This window comes from Flavobacterium sp. UBA4854 (assembly GCF_002399805.1).
In the GTDB taxonomy this organism is placed as follows: domain Bacteria; phylum Bacteroidota; class Bacteroidia; order Flavobacteriales; family Flavobacteriaceae; genus Flavobacterium; species Flavobacterium ginsengisoli.
Window position 1 is genome coordinate 1,011 of the sequence record NZ_DHEI01000089.1, and the last position, 2,232, is coordinate 3,242.

2 protein-coding genes are annotated in these 2,232 nt (G+C 34.3%); both read left to right on the top strand.

The annotated features are described in order from the left end of the window. Positions 1-1,373 (top strand): triple tyrosine motif-containing protein (locus B3J44_RS13250; RefSeq protein WP_286968848.1); only part of this gene is annotated, 1,373 nt, incomplete at its 5' end. Between the two features lie 218 nt (positions 1,374-1,591). Then, positions 1,592-2,232, top strand: a 641-nt coding sequence (locus tag B3J44_RS13255) for a glycoside hydrolase family 16 protein (protein WP_286968849.1), incomplete at its 3' end; no start/stop codon positions are given.

Consider the following 2,232-nt stretch of genomic DNA (forward strand, 5'->3'; position numbering starts at 1 on the left):
ATCAGATATTATTTGGAACAACAAAAGGCGTTTACAAACAAGATGTTTCTTCAAAAAAAATGATTCCAGATCCTGTTTTCAAGAAATATCTCGGATTGGAAAATCATATTCGATTATTAAAACCAGACAATCAGAATAATATTTGGTACGTTTCTGGCGAAAATACCGGAAAAATGAGCAAACAGAAAAATGGGAGTTTTAAGATTGAAGAGCTTCCATTTCGAAAACTTCGATATATATATGTTCCTGGTTTTGAAAATATTCAAACCACAAACAGTGGTGACGTTTTCTTTGGAACACAAGAAGGCTTGATACATTACAGTGCAATTAAAAACAAGAAATACGAAACGAAATACAAAGCAGTTATTTCGGAAGTAAAATGTATTTTTCCGAAAGATAGTTTGTTGTTTTCCAGCCGTTACGATGTGCTCCCAAATAAAACAGGATCAGTAAATGATAAGTTTTCGACTGTGTTATCTTATGCCAATAATGCGCTTCATTTTTCTTTTGCATCGCTTTGTTTTGATGATGCAGATGCAACAAAATACGAGTATTGGCTGGAAGGTTTTGAGCCAACTTGGTCAGATTACAGCCTTCAAACAGAGAAAGAATATACCAACTTGCCAGAAAATGAATATGTTTTTCATGTACGCGCAAAAAATATGTACGATGTGGTTAGTGAAGAAGCTGTTTTTAAGTTTGAAGTTTTACCGCCTTGGTACAGAACTTTTTGGGCTTACTTATTTTATTTTGCGCTTTATAGTATTGTAATTTATTTAATTGTTAGATATCAGAAATTTGTTGCTGAGCGTCAACGTCTTCAATTGATAGAGAATCAGGAAAGAGAATTGCTTCGAAGTCGTGCAGAACTTAACGAACAGAAACTGACATTAGAACAAGAAAATATGGCAATTGTTCGTGAAAATCTTCAAACGACAATTAATCTTAAAAATGCTAAAGTGGCTTCTAATACAGTCAATTTAATTCATTTAAATGAAATTTTACTTTCAATAAAAGAATTGATCGCGCAGATTGACAAGAAAAACGAACCGAATGTAAACTTTAGTCTTCTGACGAAAATCAATAAATTAATAGATCACGAATTGCAGGGAGACAAACATTGGAACGAATTTGAAGAAATTTTCAATCAGTTGCATGATAATTTTATGCAGCGATTAAAATCGAGTTATCCAGAATTGACTCCACGCGATATGCGATTGTGTGCTTATTTGCGAATGAATTTCAATACAAAAGAAATTGCACCACTTTTAGGAATTTCTGTTCGTGGCGTGGAAGATACCCGTTATAGAATTCGTAAAAAATTACAGCTTCCGTCTGATACGAATATCACTGAATTCATTCTTAATTTTTAATTTTTCTCGTATAAGTAGAATCTGAAGTGATTTTATGCTTTTCATCGATGATTTGTTACATTTCTTCGATAGTACCGTAGTCAAACCGTACTCAAAAATGTAAGTCTTGCCTGATTTTTTAGTTAATATTGCGCTGTTATTGTCGGAAAATACAATCTGTTTTTATAAATAAGATTTATTGAAGAAATAACAAATACTAACTAAAAACCTATTTAAAAATGAAGCAAAATGACTTTTTTTTCGGCCGACCACCGAAAGGCAATTCTTATTTATTAAAACAATTTTGTGTAGCGGTTTTGTTCTTACTGTTGCCATTTCTCAAAACTCAAGCGCAATGCAATACGCTCGTTTGGTCTGATGAATTTAATGGTACAACGGTAGATTTAACCAAATGGCAAAGCATTTCAGGAAACGGATGTCCGTCGCTCTGCGGATTCGGAAATGCTGAAGCACAGCGTTACGATCCCAATCAGGCGACAATTGTAAAAGAAGGAACAAATAGTTACTTAAACATTGAGGCAAAATATGCGCCTAACGCACAATTTCCAGATCAGCCTTATGCTTCTTCAAAATTGACAACGGAAGGAAAATATTCTTTAAAATACGGAAGAGTAGAAGCTCGTATGAAACTTTCTAACGCACAAGGTGCTTGGCCGGCTTTCTGGATGCTTCCAGTTAATGGCAATTGGCCTTTTACAGGAGAAATTGACATTATGGAAGCCAAACACAGAAATCCAAAATCGGTAGATGGAACGATTCATTATGATGGTGGAGGATATCAGTTTACAGGAAGAAGCTACAGTTCTCCAATTGATTTGTCATCAGATTTTCATGTTTATGCTGTAGAATGGGGACCAAA